Source organism: Pseudomonas sp. GL-B-19 (assembly GCF_019956415.1).
Lineage (GTDB): Bacteria > Pseudomonadota > Gammaproteobacteria > Pseudomonadales > Pseudomonadaceae > Aquipseudomonas.
Genome location: NZ_JAHBDK010000019.1, coordinates 18,017 through 43,620, shown reverse-complemented (window position 1 = coordinate 43,620; position 25,604 = coordinate 18,017). Strand labels below are relative to the sequence as shown.

Sequence of the window (25,604 nt, the reverse complement as noted above, 5' to 3'; positions counted from 1 at the left end):
GAGTCCGGGGTAGTTGTAATGCCTTCAGTTGATTTATCGCCATCGTTGAGCCTGCGCAAGCGTGCGATATCTGCTGGGGCATGGAATCTGGGGGCACTTGTTACCTCTCAAGCCATTCGTTTGGGTGGCAACCTGGTGATGGCGCGGCTGCTGATGCCGGAAATGTTTGGCATCATGGCCATCGCCACCACCGTGTCGCTGGTTCTGCACTTGCTGTCCGATGTCGGCTTGCGCCAGAACATCATCCAGAGTCCAAATGGCGACGATCCGGTGTTCCTTAATACGGTGTGGACCGTGCAGATTGTGCGCGGAGTCATCCTTTTTGCGTCGACACTTCTCATCGCAGGCTTCGCCTGGTTGGCGCAAACCCTCAATCTGTGGTCGATCAACTCCACCTATGCCGCACCGGAGTTGCCTATGGTGTTGGCACTAACAGGTTTCTCGGCAATCTTCTATGGCTTTCAGTCGACGAAAGTGGACTTGGCAGTGCGTGCTTTCCAGCAAAAGAAAGTGGTGTTCGCCGATTTTGCGTCTCAGCTTGCAGGCCTTCTGGTCTTGCTGACCCTCGGTTACTTCACCCGGTCTATCTGGTCGCTGGTGGCTGCAGGTCTAGTAGCAGCGATGGTCAGCACTCTGCTGGGTCATTTCTGGTTTGAGGGCCCGTCCAACCGTCTACACTGGGACCGTTCTGCGCTCAAGGAGTTGGTCGTTTTCGGCCGTTGGATGCTGTTGTCTTCGGCAGTGGGCGTACTGGCCATGCAAGGTGATCGCATCTGGTTCGGCGGCAGCATGTCGGCCACCGAACTGGGTGTCTACTCCATTGCCGTGTTGATTTTGGGCGCTCTTCAAACTGGAATGCAAAGGTTGGTCGGGGCCGTGGCCCTGCCGGCATTCAGTGAAGCCTCAAGAACAAATGACACCGCACGGCTCCACGCTTTGTATTACCGCTTCAAATTGGGGTTCGATCTGGCCTCGCTGTTTTTCTGTGGACTGTTCTGGACCGGCAGTCCGCTGCTGATCAGCATCTTGTACGATCAGCGGTATGCCCAGGCCGGCCACATGCTGGCCATTCTTTCACTTTCTTTTTTCACAATGCGCTTCACAGTGGCGCATCAAGTCTGGCTTGCCTTGGGACTCACAAAGTACCAAGCCATGGACAACATTATTCGCGCAGTCTCCTTATGGGGGCTACTGCCCCTGATGCTGGCGATTGGCGGAGTCGAATATGCGATTTGGGGCGTCGCCTTGCATGCGTTTCCTACACTTATCCTGGTTTTTTATGTCAATTGCCGTTTGGGGTTGTTCAATCTCAAACGCGAACTTGTTGTGCTGCCAATGCTGGTGGTGGGGGCTTTGTGCGGGGAGTTGTTGTCGAGTCTCGCTAAAGCTTTGATTTGATCGATTTCTCTTGTTGTTTCCAAAGTTGTGGCTCGGCGCCGTTATTGGGGTATTGATGGAGGCCTGCAAAACTGTGGCCTTGATGCGTAGTTGAAATTTCCAACGCAATCTTGATGTCGTGGAGCTTTGAATCATGAGAGCACCTGATTTTAAAACATCTGTGATGGGGCGCAGAGGCTTCCTTCAGGCGTTTGCCCTGTTGAGCCTCGGGGGACTCATGTATGGAATTTCCAAAGCCGATGCTCGGCCTCCTGCGGTTAAGTCTGACTTTGTTGTCATCAATGGATGGGTGCTGCCTGCCCAGTATTTTCGGCAAACACAAGCATGATCAAAGACTACCAATCGCAGAAAGAACTCTGCGACTCCTATGATTTCTGCATTGTTGGGGGGGGGCCAGCCGGCATTACGCTGGCCTTGCGTTTGGCCGGCAATGGCCGGAGGGTGCTACTTGTCGAGGGGGGTGGACACGAATATTCACAGAACTCGCAGAGCCTCTACAAGTGCCCATCGTCAGGCCTTGACGTCTACGCCGAGGAAGCGCGCCTGCGGTATCTTGGCGGCACCTCCAATCACTGGGCCGGGCGATGCCGTCCCTTCGAGCGATCTGACTTTACCGTAGGCCCTCCGGTGCATTTACCCGGTTGGCCCATCGCGTTTTCCGAGATCGAGCGTTATCTGCCAGCGGCCATGGATATCCTGGATCTTCCGCCACACTCTGAATTCAAAGCCATCAATGCGACTTTGGATGACACCGAGTTTGAGGCTGATCGTTTCTTACTAAGCCCACCGACACGATTTGCACAAAAATATGCCAAGCAACTCAATGAGACCGAAGGGCTTGATGTGTTCATCAATTGCAACTGTGTCGATCTTGAGTTTGATAACAAGACCGGCAGCATTGCGGCGATAGTCGTGTCGGACTATGAGCTGCATCGGGAGCGAGTCATTGCAAAACAACTCATTCTGGCGACGGGCGCAATCGAGAATGCTAGGCACCTTCTCAATAGTGAGTCCCTGGTAAATGGCGGTATCGTAAGTAAGGATGGTTTCGTTGGTAGATGTTTCATGGAACACCTGAACGTCGAATTGGGTACCTTCATCTTGAAAGACGGGCAGAGTACAGATTCTCGCCAGTACTTCACGACAGATACATTCGTGATGGAACACAGCTCGGGCAAAGGGAACGTGAGTGCCTCGCTTGTATCTGAAGTGAAGTCCTATGGGCGAATGGCCGCAATCAAGGGCTTTTTCGAGAACCTCATCTGCGAAGCAGGAGAGGCGCAAAAGATTGAATTTATTACCAAATTCAATTGTCCCGGGGATGGAGTAATCGGTACGTTGATTGAACAGTTTCCCAACCCGAACAGCCGCATTACATTAATCGAGGATCGAGATGCGTTAGGGATGAGGAAGCCAACGGTTCATTGGGAACTAAGCCCTGCGGACCGGAGTACCATCAAGTCTATAGGGCTCGAAGTGGCGAAATGTTTTGCTAAAGGTGGACTAGGTTTTGTCAAGCTAGAAGCGTGCGTTTATGACGAGGACTTGCCACTGAAGGTAAGTCCCCATGCACATCATATGGGCACCACACGGATGGCAACTTCGCCTGAGTTTGGAGTTGTCGACGAGAACTGCAAAGTGTTTGGTGTAGCGAATCTTTACGTTGCAGGCAGCAGTGTTTTTTCTACAGGCGGTGCCAGCAACCCTACAATGCCGCTTTTGCAACTTACTCTAAGGCTAGCTGAACATTTGAATCGTATGAGTTAGAGCGTCTGAGGCGGAGTATTGGCTTTTGCCTGTTTGATGCTCGTCGAGAGGTAGCTCGATAGCACATCAATTGGCTGGGTGTGTGTTGGTTCTTGATAGACAGCCTCTGATTTTCAGGGGGGGGGGATGTTCTAATGAAAGTGGTTTTTGTATTGCCTGTAGCGAGCATGGCTGGCGGGATTCGCGTCGTTGCAACTTACGCCAAGGCATTATCTGACGCTGGGCATGATGTGACACTTGTTTCTTTGCCATTGCCTCCCATTCCGCTGCGCAGGAAAGTAAAGAGTTTCATCACGGGTAAGGGTTGGCCGATAAACGAGAAGATTCCATCTCATTTAGACGGCCTTGGCCTTGATCACCGAGTGATAGAAAAATATAGGCCGATTTTAGATTCGGATGTTCCAGATGCAGATGTTGTAATTGCGACGTGGTGGGAAACAGCTGAATGGGTGAATTCTCTAAGTCGCTCCAAGGGTGTAAAAGTGTATTTTGTGCAAGCGCATGAAATTTTCCCTTTCTGCCCGATTGATAGAGTTATGGCAACGTATAAAATGCCTTTACATAAAATAACCATTTCTAAATGGTTGGTAGATGTCATGCGTGTGGAGTATGGCGACTCTGATGTTTCTTTGGTGTTGAACGGTGTCGATCATCGGCAATTTTTTTCCGCGCCAAGGGGGAAGCAACATCGCCCAACAATCGGCTTTTTGTACCATGAGGCGCCATTAAAGGGCTTTGATGTTGCGCTCCAGATTGTATCTTTGCTAGAGGAAACATTCCCGACGCTTCGAGTTATAACTTTTGGAAGTTCTCCACCCGGTGATTCTTTTAAGTTGCCAGCGAGTCTTGAGTTTTATCTAGCCCCCGATCAAGAGCGTATTCGTGATCTTTATGCTCAATGTGATGTCTGGCTATCAGCAAGCCGGAGTGAAGGCTTTAACCTTATGGCGATGGAAGCAATGGCATGTAGGGTTCCGGTAGTTTCAACGCGTACGGGATGGCCGCTAGAGGCAATATCTTGTTTCGAAAACGGTGTGCTGGCAGATATTGATGATAGTGTTGCCTTGGCTCATGCTGTTGAGCAGCTTTTGATTTTGGATGAGTTGAAGTGGCGTACGATTTCAGAGAAGGCATATCAAACCGTGGCTTTAAGTTCTTGGGAGAACTCCGCAAAGTTATTTGAAACTGCTCTTTGCAATGCTTGCGTGAGCAGTTCGTCTTAGTGAGGCGCTTTCCGCTTTTAGGTCGAACTGACAACCTGATCGACATTAGTGGAAAGAAGAAGGAGAGGCAGGAATGAGTGTAATCACCACTGACGATAAGCATCGCCTTGCCCTAGTTGACGCGTTACGATGCTTTGCAGCACTTTGGGTGGTTCTGTTCCATTTATCTGAGGGAAAACATATTCCAACCCTTCTAGCGGCAATTCCGGACTGGTTGAAATATATAGTTTTTGACGCGGGTCACTTGGGCGTGCCTGTTTTTTTCGTATTAAGCGGCATCGTCATGGCGGTCACAACATTTTCAGTGCCGATGCACACTGCAAACGCTGCGAATTTTGTGGCGCGCCGTTTAGTGCGGCTTGCTCCGCCATACTATGCTGCCGTTGCACTTGGTGTGCTTGTGATTGTCGCAAAGCATATCTCAGGGCAAGGCGGGATTGAAATCCCTAGTGTCACGAACATTCTTGCGCACTTGACGTTTCTTCAAGGTATTCTTGGCATCGAAAACATCATAACGGTGTTTTGGACACTTTGTATTGAGGTGCAGTTTTATATCGCATTTGCCGCACTACTTTGGCTGTCCGAACAAGCCAGAGGCGGCAACGCTTTGCAGGCGCGAAATATTACGATTTGGGTCAGTGCATTGTTTGCGCTACTTTGGCCTGCCGGGCTTATTCATTCGATAGGTTGGCAAGGTGGATTTATCGCGTTCTGGTTCAGCTTCATGGCAGGGGTTCTATGTGCTCAGATACTTAGAGGCTCTAAGCGAAACCGATATATTGCCGTTGGGTACTGCACATTAGTCCTCTTCATCGGCGCGGCCGATCAAAACTCATTTACAATGGCTGTCGGATTGACTGGTCTTTTGTTTTGTTTTTTGGTTAATGGCACTGTGACTCTTGGTTTCTTGTCCAGCTATCCTGTACAAAAAATCAGCTTGATATCCTACAGCATCTATTTATTCCATCCACCGGTAATAGGAACGTTCATGCGCCTTTTCCGGCGTATCACGCCGACCGGCTTAGCTCCGGACATATTAGCGACTGTCCTTGCAGTGGCGACCTGCATCGTATTTGCAGCCACCACATACATACTTATCGAACGCCGCGCAATCGCATGGAGTAGGCGCATCAGGTTTAAACGCACTGAAGCCGCCGTGCTCAATTAGACGTAAGCTAACTTTTATTATGGCGCGTTCGCGCTCTTGCGTTTCCGAAATGAAAGCCTGTACAAGGCTTTCGCGCCGGGTGCAAAACCTCGTTTTGATACCGTCCTGAAGGTTATTCATGCCCTTGGAATTGATCTCTGCGCTCAGCCGGGTCATTCGGTAAATCACTCGGCTCACTGAGAGTTGCTTCTGGCTAAATTGTTTGCTTCACCACCAACGTAAAACACATCGGCAACTGCGCCGCCTGCCGCTCATACCGGTCATACAACTCCTCCCGGTTGGAGTGCGGGTATTCCTTGAAGTGGCTGATTTTCAATCCAGCGTCGAGGGCGCCGGTGAAGATGGCGCCCAGGGTGTGGACGAACCAGTAGGACGCAGCGGCCTGCTGTTCGACCTTGCCTTCGTAGACGATCGGTCGGTTCTGCACGAACGGCTCGGTGCGAAAATACGAGCTGTCCGGGCGATACGGATCAGCTGACTCGGGATCGAACATCTCCAGGAACGGGTGGGTTTCGTATATCACCAGCGCGCCGCCGGGCTTGAGGGTTTGCGCGACGTGACGCATGAATTCGCCGATGTCCGGCATCCAGTTCAAGACGCCGATGGTGATCAGGGCCACATCAAAACGATTGTGCATCGCGCTCGGCAAATGATGGATGTCCGCCTCGATGAACTCGGGAGCATAAGCCGAGTGCGACGCCAACTCCCGCGCCTGATCGAGAAACGCATCAGACTGATCGACGCCCACCACGCTGCGCGCGCCCAACGCAAACAGCGATAGACTCTCGCGCCCGTTATTACACCCCAATTGCACCACGTCCTTGCCATCAACGCCCACCTGCTCCAGCACGCCGGTCAACGTCGCATCCAGGCAGGAAAAATCCCTCTGACCCACGGCGCTCAAAATCTCGTGCCATTCGCGGGTGTTTTTGTGGTGTCGGGCGGAATCGTTCCACGCCTCGCGGTTGCTGGCGATGGCTGTTTCTTTTGTCGGCACTTCCATTGCACGCTCCAGAACACGGGTCTTGTTTGACCGGCACGAGTCTAGACCAGCCCGCAAAAAAAGCTTGTTGGAATCCTGTAATCCGGGCACGGCGAACGCGTCCCCCGTACGACAGCTATAGTTAATGGCCTTGGGGAATTGCGCGAAAAACGATTACACAGGTGTTGCCATGAAAAAAACCGACCTGACGCTGCTATTCACTGTTTGCCTGGTTGTTGCAAGCGCCGCCCACGCAGACGACCGCATGACGCCTACCACCGATTACAGCAGTGAATTCAACTATTACGGGGCCGACCAACCCTTCGCCCACCCCGTTCCACCCTCCATGAACATAATACCGCCGGGGTCATACATCCCGACCTCGCCCCAGGAGTTCATACCGATTTCAAGCGAGCACGTGTTCTACGATTCACGCTTGCCGACGCTTGCCGACGCCTCCGTTCGGGTGTTCATCCGCACGTACGATGCCGAGCATGGTGTGTACGTGAACGAGGAAGTCCTCGACCCGAGTTGCACACTCGAGTGCCTCAGTCGTCAGGGCCCGATGTTGCAATAAGCCTACCACTGGCGTTTATCCGGGCGTGCCAGGCCGAGTTTCTCGATCCGGTAGCGCAACATGTCGCGACTCAGGCCCAACAGCCGAGCGGACTTGGTGACGTTCCAGTCGGTCTTGTCGAGCATCTTGCGCACCATGTCGCGCTCGACTTCGGGCAGGTTCATCGACTCGGTGCCGATATAGACCGGGCGCAGCTCATGGTGTTGTGGCTCATGCTGATACATCGGCGGGTCATCCACCAGGCTCAGGCAAACGTTTAACTGGTGAACGGCGATGGTATCGCTCTGGGCCAGCAGCACCGTTTGCTCAAGCATGTTGCGTAACTCGCGCACGTTGCCCGGCCAGCTGTAGCTGAGCAGCAGTTCTTCAGCCTGATCGCTGAAATGCAGGTTCGGCTTGCCATAGCGTTTGCCGTGGACCGCCAGGAAATGCCGGGCCAACAGCAGAATGTCTTCGCCACGGGCATACAGGCGCGGCACCTTGATGGAAATGATCCGCAGACGGAAGAACAGGTCACGGCGAAACTTGCCCTGCTGGACCATTTGTTCAAGGTTGCAGTTGGTGGCGCTGATCACGCGCAGATCGACCTTGCGCTCCTTCACCGAACCGACTCGACGAATGGTCCGGTCTTCCAGCAACTTCAGTAGTTTGGCTTGCAACAGCAAGTCCATCTCACCGATTTCATCGAGAAACAGCGTACCGCCATCGGCCGCTTCCACCAGGCCGACACGGCGGTCCTTGGCGTCGGTAAAGGCGCCTTTTTCGTGGCCGAACAGTTCCGACTCCACGAGGTTGGAGGGGATCGACGCGCAGTTGAACTCAATGAACGGGCCTTTGCTGCGTGGGCCGTCAAAGTGTAGCGCCCGGGCCACCAGTTCTTTACCGGTGCCGGTTTCACCTTCTACCAGCACGGGCGGCAGGTCGGTGTTGGCCATGCGTCGCTCGGCGTCGAGCAATTGGGCGATGGTATTTTTCAGGTAGTGCATCGGCCCCGATTCGCCGATCAACGCCTGCACGCCAGACTTCTGCGCCTCACGTTCCTGATAAAACGACAACGTGCGCTCCATGCGATCGGTCGCCAGCGCCTTGTCCAGCAACAGCTTGAGTTCAGGCAACGCCACGGGTTTAGTGACGTAGTGAAACGCGCCCTCCTTCATCGCCACCACAGCATCTTCGACATTGCCATAGCCAGTCATCATGATCACTTTCAGGTCCGGCGCGCTGACGCGCAGCTTCTGGATCAGGTCGTGACCACTCATGCCCGGCAACGAGTTGTCGGTCAGCACCACGTCGGGGGCGAACGAACTTAATTGCACCAGTGCATCTTCAGCAGAGTGGCAGACTGTCACCTCGAAGTCTTTGCGCTCCAGGTAGGTCTGTATATTCTCGGCGAGGATTTCGTCATCCTCGACCAGCAATATGCTGCGCTCCATATTCCCCTCCCGTTGCCACTCTAAAATTGAGACAGACGCGGGTTCCTTCCTGCTCTTGGCTGGTCAGTTCGACCGAGCCTTCGAAACGTTCCATTATTCGTTTGACCAGGGCCAGGCCTACACCTAACCCTCCTTGTTTGGTGGTGAAAAACGGCTTGAAGACCATCTGTTGCTGCTGCTTGGTCATGCCTTTGCCGGTGTCACTGAGAATCATGCGCACATGGCCGGCGTGTGGCTGTTCGATATCAATCGTCAGGTGGCCGCCCTCGGGCATCGCTTCCAGGGCGTTGGAAAACAGGCTATTGAGTATTTGCGTCAGCAGCACCTGTTGGCTGACGACCGGTGGGCAAGTTTTAGGGGTGAAGTGCACTTCCACGTTCGAACGTTTGATCAGCGCCTCGAAAGCACTCAGGGTGTCATCGATGGCCAGCACCAGCTCGACCGTTTCGTAGTCGTCATTCATGGGTCGCAACGACACCAGCAACTCCCGAACCCAGCGTGACATGCGATCGACCTGATGGATGATGTCGCCGATGTTCTTCTGCGCACCCTGGCTGGCGATGTCCTGGGCCAGCTCGGCGCTGGAGCGAATAGTGGCCAGCGGATTGCGCAAACTGTGCGCGACCGCCGAGGACATTTCCCCCAGTGCGACGAAGGTTTCATTGGTAATCAATTGTTTTTGCTGACTCTTCAGCAACATTGAGGCCTGGCGCACAATCCAGAACAACCCCAGGTAAATGACCAGACCGCCGATCACAGTCGCCAGCCAGATGGCTTTGAAACCGCGCTGGATGCGCTCCACCAGGTCCACCGGCTCCTTATAGATCTCGACCATGGCGACCACTTTGCTTTTGTCCGCATTGAACATCGGGATGTAGTTCTCGATGAACAGGTATTCCGGCTCACGCAGCAGTCTCTGTTCGGGACGCGCATCGTCGATCTCGTGGTAGCTGGTGGACACCGCTTCTTTCATTTCAAATGATTCGTCCAGCTCTTTGTCGCCTTCGATGCGCGTGCCGATCAGCTCCGGGTTCGTCGACCAGACCACGGTGCGATCCAGCGCGTACACCGTCGCCAGCAAAATGTCCGGCAGATGCTCCACATGATCGAGAAATTCAACACGCGCAGCCGCACGGGTTGCCGGGGACACGTCGGGATAGGCGTTGTCCAGGCGCGGGTCGAGCATTTCGCCCATGGTTCTGTTCGGGCTGATCGAGGCATGACGAATTTCGCCTTCACCAATGGCCTGAATGAATTGCGCAGTTAGCATCGAATCGCGTTCGACGCTCTCGATAACGACGAACCGCGTAGAAATATAGCCAAGTCCCGACGCCACTACGGCGATGATGAAGAAGCTGCCCACGGAAAACCAACGCAGCAGATTGAACTGACTCCGCCGGATCTGGCCCTTTGTTGCCGGCGTGGCCGGCGCCGGTTCTTTTTGTTGTTCCAGTATCGGCATAGGGTTGTCCTGAATGCTCGCATCAAGCCTGTTCAGCCATGTCACGGATCAGTGTAGGTGGCATTGAACACGTCTGACTCTGAGCCGATGATAATAGTTAGCCGCTATTGCGCCTGCACCGCTTGCAACGGTTGCTGGCGGTCGGTTTCTTCCTGCAAAAATTGCATAATCGATTGCGCGGACTTCTCATCCAGACGCAGGTTGGGCATCGAGATTTTGTCGTAACGTTCAAACAGATCCATAGCAATCGGGTCTTTCTCCTTCAACATGATGTCCGGCTCGCGAATCCAGCGGTTGAGCCAGGCCGGGTCGCGTTGGCGGGTCACGCCGATCAGGTCCGGACCGATGCTGCGCATGCCGAGGCCCTGCCCGTCCATCGGGCCCAGGCTGTGGCACGACGCACAGCGGGTGCGAAACAGTTCTTCGCCATTGCTCGGCGGACGAATTTCCGGGGCGTTGGCGTAGCTTTCTCCCGTGCTGGGTTTTTTCCAGTTCTGCAAGGTGTTGGCCAGCTGATCGGCGAGAATCCACGGGTTCTCGAACGGTGAGGCTTTCATCCAGCGACCAGTGGTCTGGTTGCCGACGATCAGGCTCAGGTTGTGGTCCTTGTTGCGTCCGTTGTCGACGCCTTCAATGAACAGCCCGAGTTTCTTGCGCAACTCGGTGACATCCGCAAATTCCCCGGTGAGAAACTTCCAGCCCGGTCCGACCTTGAACCGTTGCGCATAGGCCTTGAGCACTTCGGGCGTGTCGCTCAACGGGTCAATGCTGATGGAGTAGAAAAAGATGTCCTGGCCAACCCGGTCGCCGAGCAGCTTTTGCACCTGACGCAACCGCGCGGTTTCCAGTGGGCAGGAGTCGCTGCACGTGGTGAAGATGAAGTTGATCACCACCACCTTGTCCTTGATCAAGTCATCGAAAAAACGCACCTGCTGACCGTCCTGATCGGTCAGCAGGGTGTTGGGGAAATAGTCGCCGCCCCACGGTGTCGCCGACTCCTGCTTCGGCGACTCCTGCGTCGGCGACAGCACACCTTCATGGGCCAGCAGCACCTGACTGGCCAGCAGACAGCTGACCAGTACCAATATCAGGTGCATGCCCAAGGCGCGGGAGCGCGGCGTTTTCATGCTCATGTTCATGTACATGTTCATGTTCATTTCGGCTCCCTCTCGGCGTTTCATTGTTTAACCGTCACTTTAGGGCCTACGCCGTCACCGGTTTTGTAGGTTGGCAGTGCGGCAGAGCTGACGTAGCGCACACCATCCCAGCTTGGCAGCGGAGTTGGCATCAACTGGAATTGCCCCGGTTTCTCAATGTCCCAACGCAGCAGCATCGAGTTGTCTTCATGCTGAGTGTTGTGACAGTGCTCCATGTAGGTCCCGGCGAATTCGCGGAAGTTGATGGCCATCTCGACGTTGTCCAGGCCATCTTTTTCCGAGCCTATGCGGTACACGTCCTTGCGCGCCCATTTTTCCCATTCCGGTGGTGCCTTGCCGCCGCGACTGAGGATGATCCCCTCCTCGAAGTGTACATGCACCGGGTGACTCCAGCCCGTACCGCCGGCCTTAATATTCCACACCTCCAGGGTGCCGAAACCGGCGGCCCCGGCATCGGTAGGACCGTTAGCCAACTGGGTCGCGGCGTTCAAACGACGTGGGTCCATGTGGAAGCCGAAGCCGCCATCGGTCTTGACCGTCCACGGTGCTTCATCGGTGCCGTCGGAACGGCCGAAGGTGAAGGTCCGGTGACGTGCCTGAGCCAGCCGCGCCTTGTCGGCCGCATTGTCGCGATGAATCTTCAGCGGGATCATCACCAGGCCTTCGGCTTTACCCGGTTTGGCTGGTTCATAGGCTGCAGGGTCCATGGCCAGGTCCTGACCGGTGTAGGGCTTGACGTTGAGTTGCAAGACTTTGCCCACCGCCGGGTCGCCCTTGTCCCACATCGGCCCTTTGCTGGTTTGCTTGATCACCGCTTTGTAATTTTCGGAGAGCACGTCGGCCAGCGACACCGGCTCTTTCGGGCCTTTACCGTCGTCATGCACCAGCAGGTTGACAAAGAACACCTTGTCACCCGGTTTGATGCCGTTTTTCGCGAAGTTGACGATGATGTCGAAGCGCTCGGCAATGCCCTGGGTTGGCAGGATTGCGTTGTGGTTCTGTTTGTCGCCGTCGGCGTCCAGGTCCATGGTGCCGTCGAATGGCACGCTGTGCTCCATGATGTTGCCGTCATTGGCAATCATGTGGAACGGCACGCGGGCATAGGACACACCCGAGCCTTTGGGCCCCTGAAACTCGCCACTGGTGCCTTTGATTTCACGCACCAGCGCCAGTTTGAAGTAGCGCGACACCGAACCGTTGAGCATGCGGAACCGATAGCTGCGGGCGCGTACATCCAGGGCCGGTTTCCACTGCCAGTTGACCAACACCTGGTCACCGAGGAAGCCGTCGGTGTTGAACGGGTTAAACCACAGCTGACCGTTCTGATCCCATGCCTTGTCGGCGAACACCAGGTTGACATCGTAGTCGCGGTTACCCCACGGCAACGCGCTGCCGCTAGGGAAACGCAGGTTGACGCCGTCGTTCACCGACTCGTTGCCACGGTCCAGGGCGCTGTAGTAGTTCATCATCGCCGCGTTGCCCTTGTAGACGTTCTGCGCAGTGAAATCGAGCATGTGGTCGTGGAACCAGTGGGTACTCATGGTTTCGCGCCAGTCGCCCCGGATCTTGATCGTGCCGTTCTCGCACGTCTTGCGGCTCGGGCTGACGTCATTGGTCCACAGGGTTTCACCCGGTGAGCAAGGGAACGCCGCGCGTGGATCATGAGCGTCGGTGTTAATAGTGTCGTAACCGGCCAGCTGGATCGGCCAGCGATAGTCGTAATACTGCCCTGGGAAGAAAAACGCGTTGGCATAACCATCGCTTTCCGCCGGTGCGTGACCGTTGTGTTCGTGGGTACTGATAGTGTGCAAACCAAAACCCATGTTGGCCGATGGGTCGATCGGCAAGCCGTTGTAGTGGCGCATCAATACTGGTTGGCCATAACGCACCATCAGCAATTTAGGCGGCAGGGTGCCATCGAAGGTCCAGACCGAGTTGTGATTCTGCACCGGCATGTTCGGGTGGAAGCGCGCATCAACGCCTTTGGAGGTGCCATCCGTTGCCGGCACGCCAGCGACGTTGTGATAAAGGCCGCCAGGGCCGAACTCGCCCACGGCGTAGTGGTGCATCTGAAGGCTGTCACGCCAACCGCTGTTGAGCCTCGCCCCGGTTTGCACGGTTTTGTAGGCCAATTGCGGGTAGAACTCGTTCCAGCGCTGATGCGACCAGCCCTTTCCTGGCGGACGACCTTCAGCCGACGAGCCGATATGGCGGTTGAGGAAGACTTCGATCTGCGCCTGCCAAGGGTTGCGGTCCACCACGTTGGAATACTGGCTGGGGAACGGTGTCAGCCCCGGTTGACGCATGAAGGCATCGAGTGCCGCGCTCGGAGGTGCACTGCGGGCGGCATTGGTCGGGTCCTGTTGTGGCAACGGGCCGACGGCTGCTGGTGGAAAACCCAAGGGCGCCGCTGGTGTCGTGGGGTCGAGTTTTTCCGGGCCGAACTCCTCAAACAGCACCAACTGCTGAGTGAAGGGCTGAGCGTTATACAGCGGGCTCGGCTTACCATTGGTGGGGTAGTTGAAGCTGGTCTGCACCGCTGGCGGCAAGGCGTTCTCTATACGCGTCTCGTCGCGGTTGCCTTTGTTGCCATCGGGCAAGTCGAAGGCGTCCTGGTTGGCCTCAGGCATGCTCAAAATGGCGTTCAACGCCGCAGGTTCGTCAGCTGGTTCGTCGTAGTAAGCCGAAGGGTCAGAGGGTTCAGGCTGTCGCTCGTCATCGATCGGGCTCGCGCGCAGAGTCGCTGTGCCCAGTGTCATCGTCAAAAGGACGCTCAGTGGCGTCAACAGACCAATCCACTTGAGGGAATAACGCGCGTTTCTATCCATCATCAACCGCCTCGAATGTGTGAAGGGGTGATGTGGGTTTTGCAAAGACCTCGCCAAATTTGTAACAGACTTACGCAAAAGTATTAACACTTGGCAAAACAATGGCTTATCAACATCAATGCGCCACATCCTGCTAAAAACAACTGGGGCTTGACACCCGCTAGCGGGGAAAGTTCACGCCCATTGTCAGGGAATTCTCTTGAACGACATACGGACGGTAGTGCCCTCGCCTTCGCGGCTGTCCAGGGTCACCGCCCCCCCAAAACGCTCCATGATGCGTTTCACCAACACCAGCCCGACGCCCAGCCCGCCTTGCTTGGTGGTGAAAAATGGGCGGAACGCCATGCTGCGCTGCTCCTCGTTCATGCCTTTGCCGGTATCACTGACGACCAAACAAATAACTGCAGGATCGATCGGTTCCAGCGCGAGGGTCAGCGTGCCCTCCTTATCCATGGCTTCCAGGGCATTGGCCATCAAACTGTTGAGGATCTGCGTCAACTGCACTTGCTGGCTCAGCACCATCGGCGTCTCCTTCGGCTCGAATACCACGTGAATTTTTTCCTTGGCGATCTGATATTCAAAGGCCAGGAGACTGTCATGCAAGCACGCGACCAGGTTCACCGGCTCCGCTTCGTCGTTGAGCGGTCGCAAGGATTGCAGCAACTCCCGGACCCATTTCGACATGCGATCGACCTGAGCGATGATGTCGTTGATGTTTTTGTGGGCCGCGCCACTGTCGAACTCAAGCGCCAGTTCGGCGCTGGAGCGAATGTTCGCTAACGGGTTGCGCAGACTATGGGCAACCGCCGAAGACATCTCCCCGAGGGCGACAAAGGTTTCGTTGGTGATCAGTTGTTTTTGTTGCGTTTCCAACAGAATCGCCGCCCGCCGCACGATCCAGTTCAGCCCCAGGTAGATCAGCCCTCCCCCGAGGGCCGTGGCCAACCAGATCATTGCCAGGCCGCGTTCCATGCGGTCGATCAAGTCCGTGGGTTCCTTGTAGACCTCGACCATCGCGGTGACGTTTTCGTGGTCGGCATCGAACAGCGGAATGTAATTCTCAATGAAGATGTGGTCCGGCGGCGTGATGAACTTCTGCTCCATGCGCGCCTTGTCTACGCTGTGATAGCTGGCGGACACCGTAGTCTTGGAGCCAAACGCGTGATCGAGGTCCTCGTCGGCATGGATCGTGGTGCCCATCAACTCCGGGTTGGTGGACCAGATCACCATGCGGTCCGGGGCGAAGATGTTGACCAGGATTACATCGGGCAAATGTTTGATATGGTCGAGAAATTCACCGCGGGCACTGGCACGGGCCATTGGATCGACATCGGGAAAATCCTTGTCTTTGCGCGGGTCGAGCAACTCGCCCATGGTCCGCACGTTGGGAATGGACACATGGCGTACCTCGGCGGCAGCAATCGCTTGAATGAACTGCGACGTCAGTAACGCATCGCGCTGCACGCTCTCGGTAATCACAAAACGCGTGGACACTGCGCCCAGCGCCACGGCCACCGTGCCGATCACCATCATGCTGATCAGCGAAAACCAGCGCAGCAGATTGAACGATTGTTTGTGCGACCTAAGGCGAATATCACCCTCTACCTTTTGAAGGGCTGATGCTTGGATATTCATGGACGTGGTTCCCCGACTTCCCATATAGGGTTATAGCCCACTGCTCGATGTTTGCCCCGTTTCCAGTGTTGCCCCCCCATCTTTCCCGGCCCACCTCACCGCCCCAATCTGACCCCAACACTGGGGGCAGTCGCCCGCTTCGGCGCCCGCCGCGATTTAGCCACAGCAGCGCCACAGGCCTTTTATTACGGGCCTGTGCAGACATTTTTCAAAGTTGGTATGGAAGTTGCCAAAGCCCTGTCAACTGACTCGCCCCCCAAGGAGCAGGTCTTCTGATAGAGGGAATACACATGCACCCTTTACTGTCCAAAACCACGATCGCTCTGGTCGTGACCGCTCTGGCCCAAGGCGCTGCCCAAGCGGCGCTGTTTGCTGTGGACCCTGGACCCTACCTGCCCGCTAACGGCAATTTCGCCGCCTGGTATCAGGATACCCACGGACGCACCCTCGATCTGTGCCTTTCCAAGGCTGTCAGTTCCAGGGTTGCCAGTGCACCGGGCGCCCCGACTTACATGTGCTCGTTGATCCCCGCACCAGGAGTTTTCGACGACACCAAACCGATGGTCTTCCCGACCAATTTCCCCGACGAAGCGTTCTGGGCGACCGGTGAAACCACCATCGTCGATGCGGCCCGGGGCATCGACCTGACGTATGTCTCTGCGGTTGAAGCAGCCTTCAGCGGCGGCGACCCCGTGGAAGGCGATCAGATCAGCTTTGCGCGCATCCGCATCCGCGTCGACGTGCCCACTGCCGGGACCTATGTCGTGACTCACCCCTACGGCGTCGAAGTGTTCACCGTCGATACCCCCGGGCGGCGCGCGATCAACATGACCCGCGACATCGGCATCGGCGCAGCGAAAACCTATGACGGCGCGCTCAAGGGCGATGTCGGACCGTTCCTGCGCAGCGTCAACGGCCCTTACACCGAGACCAACCCGGTCACCGGTTCCGCCGAACAATTCGTCGGCGACCCGAACCTCAACGAAGCCGTCACCGGCAGCCCGTTCAACACTAACTTCGTGCGCATCGAAGGTCCCAATGGCCTGGACTTGCGCACCAACCTCTTTGCCGTATCCGGCAAGCTGTCCAGCGTAGTCCGGCCAACCCCGGTCATCGCCCAGCGCAGCACCTATTCACGGCATGCCGGCGAGAGCGCACCGGTGGCCCAGCAGGACGTATTCGTCATGGCTCCGCCTCCACCCGCGAGCGTGACTCTGGACAGCAATAACCCGGTACTGAACTTGACCGAAGCGAACACCACCGGCCACTGGTACGCGCAGTCGCCGGCCAATCCGACGTTGCCGAGCACCCTACAAGTGACCGCCGACAACCATCTCGCCATCGCCAGCAGCACCCCGACGATCTTGCCCATGCCCCTGACTGACCTGGTGGTGATTTCCCGGGCCGAGTACAGCTTGAGCAACGGACAAATCACCATCGTCGCCTCGACCAGTGATGAAACCTCGCCACCCATACTCACCGCCACCTCCGGTACCGGGGTCGCCATCGGTGCTCTCAGTGGCGATGGCGCAGTGAAAAGCCTCGCCACCGGCATCACACCGATTCCGCCAGCCCAGGTTCGGGTGACGTCATCCAATGGCGGCAGCGATACCGAAGAAGTGGTCATCGTGCAATGAACGCTCACATGCCCAGATCCTCATCAGGAGGCATCATGAACAATTGGCCACGCCTGGCGCTCAACGCCTTGGGACTGACTCTTTCGCTGTCCGGCAGTGCTTTCGCGCAACTCGCTGCCGTCGACCCCGGCCCATATACCTTTGCCTCCGGGAAATTCCCGATCTGGTATCAGGACAACAATCTACTGTCGATGGAACTGTGCCAGTCCCGAGCCGCCAGCTCGCGGGTGGCGGCTTCTGTGCCACCGGCCTACATGTGCACCCTGCTGCCGACACCAGGCATTTTCGATGACACCCAGCCGATGGTGTTCCCGGATAACTGGCCAGACGAAGCGTTCTGGTTCCTCGCCGAAACCACCATTCCCGACAACGCTGCTGGCTACGGAATGGACGCCTACGTCGCCGGGATAGAGGCTGCATTTGCCGGCGGGACCCCGCTCGACGGTGATCAGATCAGCTTCGCGCGGATCCGTATGCGGATCAACATTCCCGTCGCAGGCACCTACACCATCACCCACCCTTACGGCGTCGAAACGGTCAACGTCACCTCCACCGGCCGTCGTGCGATCAACATCACCAGAGACGTCGGCGTCGGTGCGCCAGGGGTATTCAGCGGCGCGGTCAACGGTGCAATCGGGCCATTCCTGCGCAGCGTCAACGGCCCTTATACGGAAGTGAACCCGGACACCGGCGCCATCGAAACCTTCGTCGGCGATCCGAACCTCACCGAAGCCGTGACCGGTAGCCCCAACAACACCAACTTCGTACGCATCCAGGGGCCCGCCGGGACCATCCAGGCCAACCTTTTCACCCTGTCCGGCAAAGTGCTCGACAGCCGTGCGCAAACACCCGTGGAAATTGACCGCGCCACCTATCGCCGCACCCCATCGGTTACAGGCAACAGCACTCGGGTCGAAATCTTTGCCAAGTCGGATACCAGCTCAACCCTGTGCTTGCGCGAAAGCATCGCCCTCGTCCCCGGCCCTCCGCCTTCACCATGCCTGAGCAATCTGACAGGCGACAACCAAGGGCTGTTCTTCGCTCAGCATCAGTTCGATGGCAACGTGCCTCCGGTCGTGGTGGTCACCGCCACCAACCCGACGGGCTCTACCCGCCCTACAGCGGTGTCGCGCAAGCTCACTGACGTGGTGAAAATCCAGACTGCTCGCTACAACTGGAGCAATCACAGCCTGCTGATCGAAGCCTCCTCCAGCGACGAAGTGGCCGTGCCGGATATGGTCGCTCAGGGCTATGGACGTCTGTCGAAGTCCGGCACCCTGCAAAGCCTGACCGTCGCCGACCTGAACCAGCCACCCGCCACCGTGACGATCAAATCCGCTGCGGGCGGCAGTGACACCGAGCCGGTCGTGGTTGTCGGCATTGCACCGGATACCGGTGAGAACCAGGCGCCGCTTTCCGTCGCCGACACCGGCAGCACCAGCTTCGGCGTGCCGGTCACCCTTAACCTGCTGACCAACGACAGCGACCCGGACGGTAACACGCCACTGAGCATCACGGCGCTGACCCAACCGGCTGCCGAACAAGGTACCGTGGCAATGAGCGGCACCACAGCGGTGGTCTACACCCCGCCAGCCGTTGTCAACGCGCCGCTGACCACGACCTTCACTTACAAGGCTCAAGACATCAAAGGCCTGGCCTCGACCACGCCAGCGACGGTGACCATCACCGTGGCGCCTAACCGGCCACCGACTGCGGTCAACGATGCCGTTTCGACCCTGGGCGTGGCGATTCCCATCAACGTGCTGGCCAACGACACCGATCCGGAAGGCAACGTGCCGCTCAGCGCCGCCATCGTGACCCAACCGGCGACCGGTCGCGGCACCGTCAGCACTGACGGCACCGTCATCACCTACACCCCACCGGGCACGGTGACCACGGCCTTCACCACCACCTTCACCTACGTCGCCCGGGACAGCTTCGGCGCCCAGTCGACACCGGCGACGGTCACGGTGCAAGTCTCGCCAAGGCCTGCTGCGGAAACCTTCGCGGTGACAACGGCCACGGTGTCAGCTCGCTCCAACAACCGCTTCACCTGGAGCTTTGCGGGCACCTCATCGGTGACCACTGGCAACACCATCACCATCAAGGTGACCACCCCGACAGGGTTGGTAACCTTGGGCACCACCACGGTGCCGGGGAACGGTCGCTGGAAGCTGACGGTGAACAACATCACCACGGTGATTCCATCGGTTAACCCGACCGCTACCATCACCTCGTCCCAAGGCTCCGTACGTACGGTATCGGTGGTCTCGAACTGAGCCTTCGCCCCACCCACCAATCCGGTGGGTGGGGCGAGCTTCTTCGTAAAAGGCTGAACCATGAAAAACTCGACCGCCACCCCGCTCTGCCTGCTTCTGTTTTGCAGCAGTGCGGGCGTGCGCGCCGATGACTTAATGGAAAACGACGACCTGGGTCCCGGTGGCGACCTAGGAGAGTTACCCTCCCCCCGGTTGGCCAGCACATGCTGATCGACCAGAACAGCAATAACAACGACGCCAGCATCGACCAGGCTGGCACGGAGCTTTCCAGCGCCGTGACCCAGTCCGGGAACGGCATGAGCATATCGGTCAAACAATATCGCTAAAACACTGCACCATTTGATGGTTCCAGCCTATTCAAATTGCCCCCCTTACCGCTGCCCTCTTGGTCATGATCAGCGCCCAAGCGATGGCCGACGACAGCATGTCCATTCAGAACCTGTACGGCGATGCCAACATCGAATCCATCGAATCGGGCATCGTCCACAACGCGACGAACTTGCAGTACGGCAACATCAACCAGCTCGGGAACGGGAACGGGAACGGGAACGGGAACGGCATCAAAGTCTGGCAAGGCATTCAGCTCGCCAGTCAGGTCACCATCCACAACAACAATTGAGCAGCGTAGAAAAACCGCGACCTTTGGTGAAGGGGAGCGGTTTTTTTATGTGTGGTGGAAATGCGGGGGCAGTGAGGCTAATGCCGATCAGTTAAGGCGTTGAACGCCGCAATCCTTGTGGGAGCGAGCCTGCTCGCGATGACGGTGGCACAGTCAACACTTGCGTTGCCTGACAATCCGCCATCGCGAGCAGGCTCTCCCCCACAGGTTTTGCGCCTTAACTGATCGGCACTAGGCAGTGAGGCCGCCATCTGCGTGACGAAGGTCGTTCACGGAGTCCCTGGTTGAAATCCATCGGGCTGATGGCGCGCAGTCGTTCACTGAACGAGTAGTAAAAGTCGTGGCCAATGTGCGAGATCGTGTCATCGACGATGAAGCCGAGCATTTCGTCCTCTTCAGCGGCGCTGGCGAAGGACGCCACACACGCAAGGATCAGGGCCGCGAGCCAGCGCCTGTTCATGGCGATAGCGCCTGAGGCAGTGTGGACTGGCTTTTCGGCGGGCCCGACGTGCCGTCAAGGAAGGCCTTATCGGCCACGAACTGCCAGTCTTTGTAGCTCGCCATGCCATTGAAGTCCGACCACTGGCTGGGAAAGCCTGTCTGCTTGAGCGGCGTGTCCGTCGAGGGGCTGCTGATGCCAGTGATGCGCCCGTCGAAACCGAGCATCAATGTCCATTCCCCGCCGCCAATCGGGTCCGGATACAGCTGGCGCAGATGATGTTTTGGCGATGGAAAACGCTCGTCCTGAAGCAGGTCTGCCAGCTCTTTCGGGTACTGGGCCAAGCCTGGCGAACTGCGGTAATAGCTGCGCAGTGCCTGAGCGTATTGGGTGCCGACCCACAGCAACTGACGTTCCCGATCGCGGCGCGAAGCGGTGGCCCACAACTCACCGGCACTGGCCAGCCCCATGCCCATCACCACGATCAGAAACAGCACGCCCAGGTAGGTGAACCCCGCCTCGTCGGCAGGCTTACCACTCGGAAAAAAGGCTGCCATCACGCGCCCTCCCTGTGGCCCCACTTTTGATATCGGCCACCCCGCCCGCCACGCCATCCGGTGGCTTGACCAGCACCCAGGTGTCTTTACGCTCGGCAATCGGGTCCATCGGCGCGTTGCGCAGGTAACGCTGCTCGATCAGTTGATCGAGCGAATCGGGGTAACGTCCGGTGTCGCCGTAGTAGTGATCCAGTGCTTCGCGCATGGCCGACAGGCTCTGGCGCAGCGTGGTTTCTTTCGACGTTTCGAGGCTGTTGAAATAGCGTGGCAAGGCGATGGTCATCAACGTCGCGATGATTGCCATGACCACCATCAGTTCTAACAGGGTAAACCCTTTTTCCCGACGCATATGCTCACCACTCCCGGTATGCGATGCCGTTGAGCCCTTTGCCCCGAGCCTTGGAGTAGACGTCAAAGACGTCTTCACCGTCGCGCGGGTTTTGAGCCGTGCTGTCATATGAGCGCAAGCCCCAGCCACCTTCGTCGTCACGCTTGACCGTCGTCAGCGGGTCATGGGGTATGCGGCGCAAAAAGTAGAACTTGGCGCCCTTGGCGCTGCGCACATCGCGCACGCCCTCCACCAGGACTTGAAGATTGGGTGGATAACCGTTGCTGTTCAGCGACTTCTCGATATAACCGGCGTCAAAGGCGCGTTTGTAGTCGTCAATGGCGTCGCGAATCTGGTACAGCGCCGTGCGCAATTCCTGCTCTTTGCCCCGGCGCACGATGGTCTCGGTCAGCGGCGCGGCCATACTGGCCAGCAGGCCGATCAGGGCCAGCGTCACGACGACTTCGATCAAGGTAAAACCACGTTGCGAGGCGTTCATGATCAAGGCTTCTCGATGGTCACTTGGGTGGTGGCAGCCAGCGGCCGGCCGACGGTCACTTGGGTAGTGGCGGCCGTCGGCCGACCGACGCTCACTTGGGTGGAGGCGGCCGCCGGCCGACCGCCGCTCACTTGGGTAGTCACGCCAGCCACCGGCCGACCGCCGCTCACTTGGGTGGTCACGCCAGCCACCGGCCGACCGCCGCTCACTTGGGTGGTCACGCCAGCCACCTGCTGTTCGTTGCTCTGAGGCTCAATCGAAGTTTGCATCCCACGATCCGGCGCCTGGACGTGCATGCTGGTTTCGGTACCGGTCTGGAATTCCATGTCCGAAGGGCTTTGGTATGGCAGGTTGCGCACGATCCGTGGGGTGATCGACAGCACCAGCTCCGATTTGCCGACGGTGTCCTTGTTGCTGCCGAACAACCGGCCAAGGCCTGGAATGTCGCCAAGACCCGGGATCTTGTTACCCGTGCTGCCATGATCGTTACGCACCAGACCGGCCAGGATCTGGGTTTCGCCGTCATGCAGACGCAGCGTGGTCTGGGCGTTGCGGGTATCGACCTGAACCGGAATGGTGCCCTGGCGGGTCGGTTCCAGCGGCGTGGCGTTACTGACTTCCAGAGCGATCTTGATCGCCACTTCATTATTCAAGTGCACGATCGGTTGCACTTCGAGCTTCAGACCGACATCGAGGTAGGTGACGCTTTCGGTGATCACCGGCCCTTGAGTCGACGGCACCGAGGTCGCACTGATGATCGGCACGCGTTGACCAATGTGGATGCGCGCCTGTTCACGGTTGGTAACACGAATCACCGGGCTGGCCAGGGTGTTGATGTCGTTGTCTTGCGCGTTGATCTTGGCTTGCGGCGACGGCGAAATGGTGATCCGGCTGGAGTCGATGCCTTTGAGTTGATCGAGGATCGTCACAGGCGAACCGTCGGTGTTGATCACACCGAAGGTGTTGGGCCATTGCAGGCCGAGGTCGAGAATCCGTTGACGGGCCACTTCCATCACTTCGACTTCCAGCACCACTTCCGGGTTGGACTGATCCTGTGATTGCAGGAGCTTTTCCGCCATGCGGACGGCATCTTCGGAGTCGCGCATGGTCAAGGTGTTGAGGCGCTCGTCCACAAACACGTCGCGGGTCTTGAGCATGGTTTTGATCATGTTCAGCGCGGTGTTTGCATCGATGCTGGTCAGATAGAACGTGCGCATCACCAGCTCTTGGTAATCCTTGAGCTTCTGTGGCGAGTCCGGGTAGATCAGCAGGGTGTTTTCGTTCACCACTTTCTGGTGCAGCTGGTTCTGTTGCAGCAGCAGTTGCACGGCGTCCTCGATGCGCACGTCGCGCACGAAAATCGTGGCTTTCATGTCCGGGCGCAGGTCCTTGTCGAAGATGAAATTCAACCCGGCCACCTGGGACAGCACTTCGAAGATGGTTTTCAGGTTGGCGTCGCGAAATTCCAGGGTTACCGGACGGTCCAGCCGGGTGCGCAGTTGTGGATACGGGACTACGTTGCGACTCTGCACCAGGCGAATGCTGGCCTGCAGTTCCAGAGCGCCGTCATTCTGCGGGTCGAGTTCGAGGATCTGTTTGACCTGACGGTCGGCACCGTAGATGTCGCCACGACGCAAGTCGCCACGGGCCAGTTCGAGTTTTTCATCCATGCTGCGCAAGTAGTCGAGTTGGCGCAGCGCGTCCTGAGCGCGGCGGTTGTTCGGTTCGATGTTCAGCACTCGGCCGTAAGCCAGGCGCGCAGAGGGGAAATCGCGTTGTGCACGATCCATGTCGCCTTGGGTCAGTAACGATGTCACTGCCAGAGCCCGTCCGCTGGTGAGGGCTATGTGCAGCGAGGTATCGCGAGGGTTTTCGCGCAACCCTTCTTCGATACGCGCCAGGCCGGCTTCGTACTGCCCCGACTCGATCAGCTCGGTGCCTTCCTGGTTCGCGATCTGCGCCGAACTGCACGCGGCCAGCGCTGCAACGATGCAGACGCTCAGCAGTAAACGGGATCGGTTCATTGTTCGCTCCCCAAAGACAAAGTCTGGGACAAATGCAGAGGCAAGTAGACAAAGCTCAGTTCCACATCGGAAATCCGCTCGATCCGCCAGATGTCGTCGATCACATCCCCTTTGCGTACGACGTATATTTTTTCACCGCTCTGCAAAAACACTTGCAGATCGGAATGGTCATCAAGCTTGCCAATGAACTGGAAAGGCATCGGCGGTACGCTGGGGGCTTGGACTACCGGGGTTTGGTTGACGGGTTGTTCGGTGACCCTGGCCAGGGTCGGTGCCGGCTTCCAGCTGCTGGCGCCGAACAGGTCGCCGGACGGGCTCAGGTCCTTGATCACCGCCGGTTTGCCATTGGCAGATACCGCCGGCAGCGCGCCGCCGGTTTTTCCTTTGGCCGGGGTGGTCACGGCGCCAGTACCCTCACCCTCCTCCGCTTGCTGGAAGTATTGAGGCCCCCAAGCCAGCCCCCCGGCCACGCCGAAGAACGCCACCCAACTCATTACGCGCTTGGTATTCATCATGACCTCGACAGGTAAAGGGTCATGCGGATCCGCCCGGTCAGCTCGGTGTCGGCGATTTTTTTACGCTGAAACTCCATGTCTTCCACCACCACCGCCGGCAACTGGCCAAGCAAGGCGTGCAGGAAGCGCCGCAGTTGCGGATAGCTGCCGCGCACCGGCAGCAGAATCTGGTAACGGGCCAGGTGCGTCTTGGGGTCGATGCCTAGCGAATACTCACCACGGGACAGGGTGATGCGTTCCTGGGCGGCCAATGCGTAGATCTTGTCGATGGCCACGGTGGCCTGAGGTTGCGCCGGCAATTTGCTGCGGAAGTCATCGAGCTGACGTTGCGGCACTACCGGGGCAGCGACGCTGCCGTCTTCAACCTTGGCCAGGTACTCGCCGGCTTCACGGGTCTGCTGGCTTAGCTGTTGCAGCGCTTGCCAATCCGGCATCAAGCCGCCCAGGCCATACATCAAGGCTACCAGCAGCAGCGCCATGCCGGCCAGGCCGGGAATCCCCAGACCTTGCAGGTATTCGTGGATGATCAATTTAGGGACTCGCATCGCCGATCTCCCAACTGGCCGACAGGCTGAATTGCACCGGGTGTTCCGGCACGTTGGCGACGATTTCGTGGCTGAGCAACGACACGTCGGACAGCTCGTCGCTGGCTTCCAGGCGTTGGTGAAATTCAAGCATGGCTTCCAGATCCCGCGCCTCGGCGCTGATGCGCACCTGACCTTTGCGAGCGTCCGGGGTCAGCGTCAGCAAGGCGACGTTTTCCCGCGGCATGGCTTCGAGCATGGCGAACAAGCGTTCCCAAGGCCGACGCAGTTGCTGGGAGACTTTGCGCATTTCGGCCAGGTTCTGCGCCTGCTCGCGGATTTCGGCAGGGGTCAAGGTGACTTTGCTGCCGGTGTCGCCGGTGAGCGCACGCTGGGCGTGCTGCAAATGCCCTTGCAGTTGCGAGGCCTGTTCGTCGAGGTGCTGCTGGGCGAAGAAACACACCAGCGCCAGTACCACGCCACCGCCGAGCAAGCTCCAGCCCAATGGGCCGGAACGGCGGCGCGGCTGGAAGTCGAGCATCAGCGGGCGCAT

Annotated in this window: 22 protein-coding genes and 3 pseudogenes; 11 read left to right on the top strand and 14 right to left on the bottom strand. The window is 57.6% G+C overall.

The window, feature by feature from the left end:
- Positions 1-18: 18 nt before the first annotated feature.
- The 6 genes and pseudogenes from KGB06_RS06280 to KGB06_RS06255 all read left to right on the top strand — a co-directional run.
- Positions 19-1,398, top strand: coding sequence for an oligosaccharide flippase family protein (locus KGB06_RS06280; RefSeq protein WP_223512777.1), 1,380 nt, complete (start codon positions 19-21; stop codon positions 1,396-1,398).
- Between the two features lie 133 nt (positions 1,399-1,531).
- Complete coding sequence (locus KGB06_RS06275) at positions 1,532-1,726, top strand: hypothetical protein (RefSeq protein ID WP_223512775.1); 195 nt, start codon at positions 1,532-1,534, stop codon at positions 1,724-1,726.
- Positions 1,723-3,165: an FAD-dependent oxidoreductase gene (locus tag KGB06_RS06270; protein WP_223512773.1), complete on the top strand. Its 1,443-nt coding sequence runs from the start codon at positions 1,723-1,725 to the stop codon at positions 3,163-3,165. Before KGB06_RS06275 ends, KGB06_RS06270 begins: the two co-directional genes overlap by 4 nt.
- A gap of 134 nt (positions 3,166-3,299) precedes the next feature.
- A complete protein-coding gene (locus KGB06_RS06265) occupies positions 3,300-4,388 on the top strand; it encodes a glycosyltransferase family 4 protein (protein ID WP_223512771.1) in 1,089 nt (362 codons plus the stop codon).
- Between the two features lie 73 nt (positions 4,389-4,461).
- Positions 4,462-5,556: an acyltransferase family protein gene (locus KGB06_RS06260; protein ID WP_223512769.1), complete on the top strand. Its 1,095-nt coding sequence runs from the start codon at positions 4,462-4,464 to the stop codon at positions 5,554-5,556.
- A 51-nt stretch (positions 5,557-5,607) separates the two neighbouring features.
- Positions 5,608-5,736 (top strand): annotated as a pseudogene (locus KGB06_RS06255) (DNA-binding protein); the annotation flags it as partial.
- A 13-nt stretch (positions 5,737-5,749) separates the two neighbouring features.
- Here KGB06_RS06255 and KGB06_RS06250 read toward each other — a convergent pair.
- Entirely contained in the window at positions 5,750-6,559 is an 810-nt protein-coding gene (locus tag KGB06_RS06250; protein WP_223512767.1) for a class I SAM-dependent methyltransferase, read from the bottom strand.
- A gap of 169 nt (positions 6,560-6,728) precedes the next feature.
- Here KGB06_RS06250 and KGB06_RS06245 point away from each other — a divergent pair, with 169 nt between their 5' ends.
- Complete coding sequence (locus tag KGB06_RS06245) at positions 6,729-7,115, top strand: hypothetical protein (RefSeq protein WP_223512765.1); 387 nt, start codon at positions 6,729-6,731, stop codon at positions 7,113-7,115.
- Positions 7,116-7,117: 2 nt separating this feature from the next.
- On the opposite strand, the gene KGB06_RS06240 is transcribed toward KGB06_RS06245, so the two are convergent.
- From KGB06_RS06240 to KGB06_RS06220, 5 genes are all read right to left on the bottom strand, one after another.
- Complete coding sequence (locus tag KGB06_RS06240) at positions 7,118-8,548, bottom strand: sigma-54-dependent transcriptional regulator (RefSeq protein ID WP_223512763.1); 1,431 nt, start codon at positions 8,546-8,548, stop codon at positions 7,118-7,120.
- Positions 8,517-10,010: a sensor histidine kinase gene (locus tag KGB06_RS06235; protein WP_223512760.1), complete on the bottom strand. Its 1,494-nt coding sequence runs from the start codon at positions 10,008-10,010 to the stop codon at positions 8,517-8,519. Before KGB06_RS06235 ends, KGB06_RS06240 begins: the two co-directional genes overlap by 32 nt.
- A gap of 104 nt (positions 10,011-10,114) precedes the next feature.
- Positions 10,115-11,143 (bottom strand): SCO family protein, encoded by a 1,029-nt coding sequence (locus KGB06_RS06230; protein ID WP_223512961.1) that lies wholly within the window; start codon positions 11,141-11,143, stop codon positions 10,115-10,117.
- Positions 11,144-11,187: 44 nt separating this feature from the next.
- Positions 11,188-13,995 (bottom strand): multicopper oxidase domain-containing protein, encoded by a 2,808-nt coding sequence (locus tag KGB06_RS06225; protein WP_223512958.1) that lies wholly within the window; start codon positions 13,993-13,995, stop codon positions 11,188-11,190.
- 186 nt (positions 13,996-14,181) lie between these two features.
- Positions 14,182-15,630 carry a sensor histidine kinase gene (locus KGB06_RS06220; RefSeq protein WP_223512757.1) on the bottom strand — a complete coding sequence of 483 codons (1,449 nt, stop codon included), beginning with the start codon at positions 15,628-15,630 and terminating at the stop codon, positions 14,182-14,184.
- 290 nt (positions 15,631-15,920) lie between these two features.
- On the opposite strand from KGB06_RS06220, the gene KGB06_RS06215 reads away from it, so the two are divergent.
- The 4 genes and pseudogenes from KGB06_RS06215 (at position 15,921) to KGB06_RS06200 (ending at position 20,165) form a co-directional block, all read left to right on the top strand.
- Entirely contained in the window at positions 15,921-17,267 is a 1,347-nt protein-coding gene (locus tag KGB06_RS06215; RefSeq protein WP_223512754.1) for a hypothetical protein, read from the top strand.
- Between the two features lie 35 nt (positions 17,268-17,302).
- Complete coding sequence (locus KGB06_RS06210) at positions 17,303-19,546, top strand: Ig-like domain-containing protein (RefSeq protein ID WP_223512752.1); 2,244 nt, start codon at positions 17,303-17,305, stop codon at positions 19,544-19,546.
- Between the two features lie 60 nt (positions 19,547-19,606).
- A pseudogene (locus KGB06_RS29985) lies at positions 19,607-19,872 on the top strand (curlin repeat-containing protein).
- A gap of 65 nt (positions 19,873-19,937) precedes the next feature.
- On the top strand, positions 19,938-20,165 hold the full coding sequence (locus KGB06_RS06200) for a hypothetical protein (RefSeq protein ID WP_223512746.1): 228 nt from the start codon (positions 19,938-19,940) through the stop codon (positions 20,163-20,165).
- Between the two features lie 253 nt (positions 20,166-20,418).
- On the opposite strand, the pseudogene KGB06_RS06195 reads toward KGB06_RS06200, so the two are convergent.
- The 8 genes and pseudogenes from KGB06_RS06195 to KGB06_RS06160 form a co-directional block, all read right to left on the bottom strand.
- Positions 20,419-20,625 (bottom strand): annotated as a pseudogene (locus KGB06_RS06195) (CsgE family curli-type amyloid fiber assembly protein); the annotation flags it as partial.
- Positions 20,622-21,161 (bottom strand): type II secretion system GspH family protein, encoded by a 540-nt coding sequence (locus KGB06_RS06190; protein WP_223512743.1) that lies wholly within the window; start codon positions 21,159-21,161, stop codon positions 20,622-20,624. The gene KGB06_RS06190 and the pseudogene KGB06_RS06195, both read right to left, overlap by 4 nt.
- Positions 21,136-21,510: a type II secretion system protein gene (locus KGB06_RS06185; RefSeq protein ID WP_223512738.1), complete on the bottom strand. Its 375-nt coding sequence runs from the start codon at positions 21,508-21,510 to the stop codon at positions 21,136-21,138. Before KGB06_RS06185 ends, KGB06_RS06190 begins: the two co-directional genes overlap by 26 nt.
- A 4-nt stretch (positions 21,511-21,514) precedes the next feature.
- Positions 21,515-21,988, bottom strand: coding sequence for a type II secretion system protein (locus tag KGB06_RS06180; protein ID WP_223512735.1), 474 nt, complete (start codon positions 21,986-21,988; stop codon positions 21,515-21,517).
- A gap of 2 nt (positions 21,989-21,990) precedes the next feature.
- Positions 21,991-24,012, bottom strand: coding sequence for a secretin N-terminal domain-containing protein (locus tag KGB06_RS06175; protein ID WP_223512732.1), 2,022 nt, complete (start codon positions 24,010-24,012; stop codon positions 21,991-21,993).
- Positions 24,009-24,524 carry a hypothetical protein gene (locus KGB06_RS06170; RefSeq protein WP_223512729.1) on the bottom strand — a complete coding sequence of 172 codons (516 nt, stop codon included), beginning with the start codon at positions 24,522-24,524 and terminating at the stop codon, positions 24,009-24,011. Before KGB06_RS06170 ends, KGB06_RS06175 begins: the two co-directional genes overlap by 4 nt.
- Entirely contained in the window at positions 24,524-25,072 is a 549-nt protein-coding gene (locus KGB06_RS06165) for a GspMb/PilO family protein (RefSeq protein ID WP_223512726.1), read from the bottom strand. Before KGB06_RS06165 ends, KGB06_RS06170 begins: the two co-directional genes overlap by 1 nt.
- Positions 25,059-25,604 (bottom strand): PilN domain-containing protein, encoded by a 546-nt coding sequence (locus tag KGB06_RS06160; protein WP_223512724.1) that lies wholly within the window; start codon positions 25,602-25,604, stop codon positions 25,059-25,061. Before KGB06_RS06160 ends, KGB06_RS06165 begins: the two co-directional genes overlap by 14 nt.